The organism is Actinomycetota bacterium (assembly GCA_018830725.1).
Lineage (GTDB): Bacteria > Actinomycetota > Humimicrobiia > JAHJRV01 > JAHJRV01 > JAHJRV01.
The window spans coordinates 1-8,293 of the sequence record JAHJRV010000118.1 but is presented as its reverse complement, the minus strand read 5'-3'; the positions used below and the strand labels follow the sequence as shown (position 1 = coordinate 8,293).

At 29.8% G+C, this 8,293-nt stretch carries 7 protein-coding genes and 1 riboswitch; of the genes, 3 read left to right on the top strand and 4 right to left on the bottom strand.

Annotated features, from left to right (window positions below):
* The coding region (locus KKC53_05725; protein MBU2598648.1) for a CapA family protein at positions 1-1,307 on the bottom strand (1,307 nt) is incomplete at its 3' end.
* 190 nt (positions 1,308-1,497) lie between these two features.
* Positions 1,498-1,604, top strand: a riboswitch (TPP riboswitch).
* A gap of 216 nt (positions 1,605-1,820) precedes the next feature.
* Here KKC53_05725 and KKC53_05720 point away from each other — a divergent pair.
* The 3 genes from KKC53_05720 to KKC53_05710 all read left to right on the top strand — a co-directional run bounded on the left by KKC53_05720 (position 1,821) and on the right by KKC53_05710 (position 5,462).
* Positions 1,821-2,402, top strand: coding sequence for an ECF transporter S component (locus KKC53_05720; GenBank protein ID MBU2598647.1), 582 nt, complete (start codon positions 1,821-1,823; stop codon positions 2,400-2,402).
* Positions 2,403-2,695: 293 nt separating this feature from the next.
* Positions 2,696-4,459, top strand: a complete 1,764-nt coding sequence (locus KKC53_05715; protein ID MBU2598646.1) for an energy-coupling factor ABC transporter ATP-binding protein — start codon at positions 2,696-2,698, stop codon at positions 4,457-4,459.
* Positions 4,460-4,640: 181 nt separating this feature from the next.
* Positions 4,641-5,462, top strand: a complete 822-nt coding sequence (locus KKC53_05710; protein ID MBU2598645.1) for an energy-coupling factor transporter transmembrane protein EcfT — start codon at positions 4,641-4,643, stop codon at positions 5,460-5,462.
* 136 nt (positions 5,463-5,598) lie between these two features.
* Here the strand turns inward: KKC53_05710 and KKC53_05705 are convergent, their stop codons facing one another.
* From KKC53_05705 to KKC53_05695, 3 genes are read right to left on the bottom strand one after another with little or no spacing between them, the layout of a single operon-like run.
* The gene (locus KKC53_05705; GenBank protein ID MBU2598644.1) at positions 5,599-5,859 is read right to left on the bottom strand and encodes a winged helix-turn-helix transcriptional regulator; all 261 of its coding nucleotides are present in this window, start codon (positions 5,857-5,859) and stop codon (positions 5,599-5,601) included.
* Between the two features lie 22 nt (positions 5,860-5,881).
* Positions 5,882-7,897: a ferrous iron transport protein B gene (gene feoB / locus KKC53_05700; GenBank protein ID MBU2598643.1), complete on the bottom strand. Its 2,016-nt coding sequence runs from the start codon at positions 7,895-7,897 to the stop codon at positions 5,882-5,884.
* Between the two features lie 26 nt (positions 7,898-7,923).
* Complete coding sequence (locus KKC53_05695; protein ID MBU2598642.1) at positions 7,924-8,247, bottom strand: ferrous iron transport protein A; 324 nt, start codon at positions 8,245-8,247, stop codon at positions 7,924-7,926.
* Positions 8,248-8,293 lie beyond the last annotated feature (46 nt).

Genomic DNA, 8,293 nt, shown 5'->3' with positions numbered 1-8,293 from the left:
TCACTACACATATATTCGTAGTCACATTTAGCTGCGCCAGGATTTTCATCAGTTGCCCACACATAATCAGGACCCCAATAGTTACAGCCAATGAAAGCAAACTTATTTCCATTTGATTCTATTAAAAGTGGGGTTTGAGCCTTTTCCTTGTTCTTACCACCTGCATAATAAAACATTTTCTCTTTTTCATATAAGGATAGGCTATATTGCATTGCTTTATATCCATAATCATTCATATGATTTCCAGTCAACTCAATAATATCTGCGCCTACATATTTTAAAAGCTCTATATATTCTGGCTCACTACAAAATATTAATTTTTCAATTAATTCCTTAGAAGTTCTACCTTGGCAATTTTCCACGAAAGGGATTTCATTTGAGATGTGGGTTAAATCAGCACTTTTTAAAATTTCTCCAATTTTTTCCGCTGGATAAAGAATCCCATTTCTCCCCATCCTATTTGCAACTCCTCTTACCATTGCGGTGGCTCCAGTCATATTAATTATTGTTAAGTCATCAATATCTCTATTTTTATCAAGGTAATTACTTAGAGCTATTATTAATTTTTTTATACCTTCTTCATCTCCCGAAACCCAATAATTAATTACCAATGGATAGAATGATATATCCAATTTTTTATCAAAAATATCTTTGTTATCCAACTTTAGAACTTTCCATCTTTTATCTAAATTTTCAAATGGCACTATTGACCATATATTTTCCTTGTTCCAATATGACCCTAAAAATTCTTCATTAGAAAAATTAATAATAGGTATATTAATAGGTACATCTTTTTGTGGTGGATAATCAAATAGATTTCTCAAGGGAGTTAGAGTATCATCAGATATTAAAAGCGTGGGAATATTTTTATCATTTGTTATATAATCTAAAGCTTCAACTTTCCCATTCCAGTATAGTTCTATATCTGTCCAATTAATATTGTCAGTATATGTATAGAAGGGTACAACTGGAACTAAAATCTGAGTATAAATTTTGATATAAGATTTTATGTCATTTTTATCTTCTTTTATCAATGTCTTTTCTTTTGTTCCTATCTTCAACATAGCTTTATTAAATTCATCTACCATTGAAAAATTATTGGGCTGATCATTTACAACTTTTTTTAATGCTTTCTCTAGATATGGTGGTATATTTTCTTCAATATATATAGATATGGGGGAAGGAGTAATCTCAGTCACTTCTTTATCAGTTATTTTTTCAGAAATCTCATCACTTTTTTCTTCAGGAACTTCTATAATAACTTCTTTTTGACAACTAAAGACTGGCAGTAATATTAATATAAACAAGGATACCACTATAAATTTTATAGTTCTCATTTCATAACATAGATTAATTAAATTTAATACCCATAAATCTTTTTTGTTTATCCTTATGATAAATTAAATATAAAATTAAAAACCAAGTTAATTGTATATATAGAAATATTTTAACTTATAAATCTTATATGTTAAAATTTATATGAAAATTCAATATGAAAATAGGTATAGGGGGAGCGCATGTGCGCTGAGAGTGTGGATATTAAACAGACCCTTTGAACCTGATCTGGATAATACCAGCGTAGGGAGTAATGCTTATCAATATTATTTATTTTTTTAATTTTCATAAGCGACTTACGCTCCCAAGAGTTGAGTCGCTTTTTATATTTTAAAGAAGTTGGTGGTATTAGAAAAATATAATCATTTCATCTTAAGAGGTAATTATCTTTAAATTAATTAAATCACTTTAATATGCGAGGAGGTGTGAATAAAAATAGTTTTATTTTTTAATTAAATTAAAAAATTCTTTTGAATGGAGACAAAATGAATAACAAAAAATATGCTTGGAGAACAAGAGATATAATGATGGTTGCCACAATAGGTGTTATTTTTGGAATTCTATTTATCTTTTGGAATATGTTGTGGGATGCACTAAAACCATTATTCCTATTCTTTCCACCAGCTCGTCATATAATATATGGCTTTTGGCTTATACCTGCAGTACTTACACCATACATTGTAAGAAGGCCTGGCGTTGGTCTTGTTGCTGAATTAATAGCAGCTATAGTTTCTGCACTTATTGGTGCTAAATGGGGATTAGATACTGTAATAAGTGGTCTTGTTCAGGGATTAGGTGCAGAGATTGTTTTTGGAATCACATTATGGAAAAATTACAAAATTCCTGTTCTTATACTTGCTGGTGCAGCTTCTGCTTTTGCAGCCTGGGTTCATGATTGGATAATGTGGTATGGTGGCACAGAACCTCATATATTAGTTGCTATGCTTGTCTTTACAATAATTAGCGGGATTTTCTTAACAGGTTTAGGAAGTAAATATATAGGTGATTCCCTAAAAGCAACAGGTGCCCTTTCCGGTTTTCCTATCTCTAAAGAAGAATCTAAGTAATAAATAGTTAACTAAATTATTAGATTCAGAAAAAAATATTGAAAAGTAACTTCTTTATTAGTATTGGTTAAAGTTATAACTGCAATCTAAATAAATATGTTTGTAAAAGAGTTTGAAAGAGTCTTTAATTAATTGATAAAAATTTTATAGATTATTGCTATTTATAATTTATATAATTTCTCTTAATTATTGTTAAAAATATTTAGAGTTGTAAAAATATACCTTAAATAGTTCAATTAATTTATCAACTGTATTTTTATAGTTAAAAAGAATCTTTATATTAATGGGGGAAAATGTCACAGATTTCAGTGAATAATCTAACCTGGCAATATGATGGCAGACTTAAACCTGCAATTTCAAATATATCTTTTGAAGTTGAAAAGGGTGAGTTCATTTTAATTTTGGGTTCATCTGGTTCAGGTAAGAGCACTCTAGCATTATGTTTAAATGGGCTTATACCCCAAGAGATGCCGGGTAAATTTAGTGGCAAGGTCAAAATTGAAGGTCTTCCAACAGACACTTTCCCTCTTTCTCAATTAACCCAAAAAGTTGGAGTGATATTTCAAGATCCAGAAAGTCAAATTGCTATGTTAAAAGTTAAAGATGATGTTGCTTTTGGACTTGAAAATAGGCTTGTACCTTTAAAAAAAATTAAAAAGCGTGTTAAAGAAAGCTTAACAAGTGTTGGACTGTTAGAATTTAAAGATGAGATAACCAGTGACCTCTCTGGTGGTATGAAACAAAAGCTTTCTCTTGCTTCTATGTTAGCACCGTTACCAAATATTTTAGTCTTCGATGAACCAACATCGAACTTGGACCCAAAAAGCACTAAAGATTTATTCGATTTAATTCATAGACTAAATCAATCAGGTAAATATACAATGTTGACAATTGAGCACAAATTAGATGGTCTTATGGATATAGTCAACAGAGTTCTTCTATTAAATCCAGATGGAACATTACTTGCTGATGGTAATCCCCGTAATATTTTAAAAAAGCATTTTTTAAAAATAAAAGAATATGGAATGTGGATTCCTACTGTTTTTTGGATTGGAATTAAACTCAAAGATAAACTTAATGAGAAAGATATTTCTATTGAACCACCGCTTACCATTGATGAAGCAGCAAATAAATTTAAACTTCTATTAAAGGATATTAAGGATACTAAAATTAAGATAGGGAAAAAAGTAAATGCAAAAGAAAAAAGGGAATCTCAAGATAAGAAAGATAAAAATGAGTATAAGAAGTTTAATCAAATAGAAGTAAAAGATTTAAATTTTACTTATACGAATAAGAAATATGTTTTAAAAAATCTATCATTTTCAGTGGATGAAGGGGATTTTCTTGCAATTGTTGGTCCAAATGGTTCAGGAAAAACTACACTTGCAAAAATTCTAACAGGTCTTTTAAAACCCTCGTCTGGCACAATTTCTTTATATGGTAAGAATATTTTAACAATTGACCCATTAGAAATTTCTAAAAAGATGGGGTTTGTCTTTCAAAATCCAGAACATCAATTTTTATCAGATACTGTATATAACGAGATTGCTTTATCCCTGCGATTAGCTAATAAATCTGAAGATTTTATTAAAAAGAAAGTAAACGACCTTCTCAAACAATTTGAATTGATTAAATTTAAAGAAAAAAATCCCTTTTCATTAAGTCAGGGGCAAAAAAGAAGATTATCAGTTGCAACTATGCTTCTTTGGGATCAGGATATATTAATATTTGATGAACCTACTTATGGGCAGGATTTTAAAAATTCACAGCAGATGTGGAATATTCTAAGAAATTTAAACAGTGCTGGTAAAACAATTATAGTTATAACTCACGATATGAACTTTGTTTCCGAACTAACCGAAAAAGTTATTTTACTTTTTGAGGGAGAAATTAGATTTTTGGGAGAAATTAAAGAACTATTTCAAAACAAGAAACTCCTATTTGATTCTTACTTAATGGAACCAATAGTTACAACTTTGGCTAGAATATTAAAGTTAAATTTTAAGAATGGCTCTTTTCCCACAACAATTGACGAGTTTTTGTACTTAATAAATTAATATATTAACAGAAATACTACAAATTAAATATTTATGATAAAAATAATATAAATTTTTTATGAATTTATAATATTGGTTTCGAGGGCATTTTAAACTCTAAAAATCATTACTTTTAAAAATTAAACATAATATTTAAAAATGGGGCTTAAAACTCTCCTAATTATAAGTTTGGAAAATTCCAATGCGTGAGATATTTTTTAAATATATAGATAAAAAATCAATTTTACATTCTGTAAATCCATCTATAAAGTTAATTGCGTTACTAACAATGTTTGTCGCGATAACTATTGTTATGGATCCAATAACATCTTTAGTTTTTTTACTCATAATAGTTTTATCAACTAAGTATCTTGCTAATTTGAAATTTAAGGAAATAGCTACCGCCATGATTCTTTCAATCTCGATGGCTTCTTTCATAGCAATATTTAATATTTTATTTTATAAAACAAATTTTATGCCCAACATACCTGCTATTTTTAATATTGGTAAGTTGAAGATAACCAATGATGCACTAAGGATTGGGTTATCCAGGGGAATTAGGGTATTTAGCCTAATTAATCTCTCTATTATATTCGTTTCTACTACTGATGTAACTGCATTAGTTGATAGCTTAGTTCAAAATATGAGAATACCTTACAGAATTGCTTATGGAACATTGGTTGCATACAGAATGATTCCCCTTTTAAGTGATGAGTTCAGTCAGATTCAAGCTTCACAAAAAATAAGAGGGGTTCTGCCTGAAAAAAACATCAAAAGCAAAATAGAATTCTTCTTCAAACAGGCAATAACTTTAATGGTTGGGGCAATTAGAAGGTCAGATAGATTAGCTTTGGCAATGGACTCAAAAGCATTTGGAGCTTTTAAAAAAAGGAGTTTTTATAGACCAGAAAGGGTTGAGTTTAAAGATGTTATATTTTTAATTGCTACTATACTTATAATATTAATTACATACTATATTATGTGGAAAATTGGGTTCTTAAAAAAGCTCGGGGTATTAGTTTAAAAAACTTTCTAAGATATTAACTAGTTTAAAAATTTTTTTTGATATCTATTATTGAAAAAAAATATAAAAACTTTTAAAAACATTAAATTTGTTAACTTTTATACAATCTAATATATGATTTACAATTCAGTAATATTTAAGATTTTTTGGCTAGTTTAAATCCTTTTTCTGTTAATGACCAAATTTTATTATATGAAGTTGTTACACAACTATTGGTATATGGACATCTTTCACATTTGGTGGAACATTCTCCTTCTATAAGTTTTAAATAACCAAGCCTTTCTAAATCCTCAATCATTTGTAAGAGCAAGTCTTTACTAATGTCTAATTTTTTTGCAATATCTTGTAAACTATTTGAGCCATCTTTTGAAACAATTTTTAAAATTTCTTCTAACATTTAACACCCTGCACTCTGTATATTAAGTTAAAAAAATGTTGCCTATTTGATAAGCAATTATTCCACCTATTGTGGAAATTACCAGTAGAAAGACTATATTAAATATTGTCCATTTCCATGAGTTTGTTTCTTTTCTAATTGTTGCCACTGTTGCTACACATGGTATAAAAAGCATCTGAAAGACCAAAAAGGATAGAGCTGATGATGGGGAAATTGCTTTTTTTAAAGCAAGGTCTACTCCACCACCTCCATTTGCTTTTCCATATAAGATATTTAATGTAGAAATTAAGTTCTCTTTCGCTATAAAACTGGTTAAAGAAGCTAACATCATACGCCAGTCAAAACCCATAATTCTTCCAACAGGGGTTAAATATTTTCCAAAAGTTGCTAAAAAGCTCGTTTCTATTTCTCCAGTAGGAAGGGTCGTAAATAACCATACAATGATAGAAACTATTAATATGAGGGTACCCGCTCTAACTAAAAAAGATTTTGTGTTTTTTAGCATAAAAATTCCTATAGTTTTCAAATTTGGTATGTGATAAAGAGGTATTTCCATTATAAAAGCAGTTTTTTCACCTTTAAGAACAATTTTATTTATTAAAATCCCTGATATAACTAAAATTACCAAACTCAATGCAACCAATCCCCATGAAACCATAGCAGCTGAACCTCCAAAAAATATCGGGGTAATAAAAGTCAGTACTGCCATACGAGCTGTACAAGGTATTAAAGGAGTAAGTAGAATTGTAAGTAATCTCGCTTTAGGTGATTCTACTATCCTTGATCCCATTACAGCTGGAACATTGCATCCAAAACCTGTAAATAGTGGTAGGAAGGATTTTCCATGTAGTCCCATTAAGTGCATAAATCTGTCCATAACATATGCAGCTCTCGCCATATATCCAACATCCTCTAAAAAACCAAAAATTAAAAAGAATATTAAAAGTATTGGAATAAATGTAAGAACAGTACCAGCACCACCAATAACTCCGTCAATTAATAATCCTTTAAACCAATTTGGTGCTCCTATCAGTTTTTCCATAATTAAATTAGAGCTTCCTTGAACAAGATACTGATCAAGAATATCTTGTAATGGTGCTCCAATTGAATAAGTCAACCAAAAAATTAAACCAAGTATGCCTATAAGAATAATAAATCCCCAAAAAGGGTGTGTTGTTATATTGTCTAAAATACGAGTAATTGTTACTTGCCCTACTTTTGGTCTTATTATGGCTGCTCTTGTTAATCTACCTATCCAGTCATATCTACCAGAGGCAACAGCTAAATAAGCATCCTCATGTTTATATAAGATTTCATGAACATTTTTCCAACTGTTTTCATCTAATTTTTCTTTCATCATTCTAGTTATTTCTTCATCGCCTTCTAATATCTTTATTGCAATCCACTTCGTTTTATAATGTTCTGGCGTTTCATTTTCTATTAAAGATTCTATTTTCTCTAAGACTTCTTGATGGTCTTCCCTTATGCTTGGAATTTTAGGTTTATATAAGAATTTTTCTTCATAAATATCTTCAATTGATTTTAAAAGTTTTTTTATCCCTACTCCCTTCGTGGCAATCATTGGTATTACAGATACACCCAGAGCACTTTGAAGCACCTTGTGTTCTATCCTCATTCCATGGGAACTTGCAACATCAATCATGTTTAATGCTACTATTATAGGAACTTCAAGTGCTATAAGTTCAGCTACTAAATACAGGTTCCTTTCCAAGTTTGCTGCATTTATTATAGCTACTACAACATCTGGATGATTTTTTATTATAAAATCCCTCGCAATAATCTCTTCAATGGAATTCGCAGTTAGGCTATAAGTACCGGGAAGATCAACTATTTCAAAAACATAGTTATTGAATTTGCAGGTTCCTTCTTTTCTTTCCACTGTTTTACCTGGCCAGTTACCAACATGTTGGTGAAGACCAGTCATAATATTGAAAACAGTGCTTTTACCTACATTGGGTTGACCAGTAAGAGCTACTGTAATTTTTTTCTTTTCTCTCAATAAATTATCATTCATCATTTTTACATCCTTCTGCTTTTAATAATTTATTTTTTGCGGTTTCTACGTTTTCTTTTCCATCTATGTTCTCTTTCAACTTTTTCACTTTCCTCCACATCACCATCGTTATCACTTTCCTCTATGACTACTTTCATAGCTTCTCCCCTACCTAATGCTATATTTGTTTCTTTAATTTCTACAATAACTGGACCACGTCCAAAGTTTTGTATCATTCTAACTTTAGTTCCTGGTGTGAAGCCTAATACAGAAAGGCGGGATTTAAAACCATGTCCACCCTTTAAATTATGAATGATTGCAGTTTTTCCAGTTTTTAACCTACTTAATGAATTAGTTTTAGCGATTTTAACCATTTACATCACTTTTTTATTTTTCTTTTTTCCTAATTTCTAAGAATAT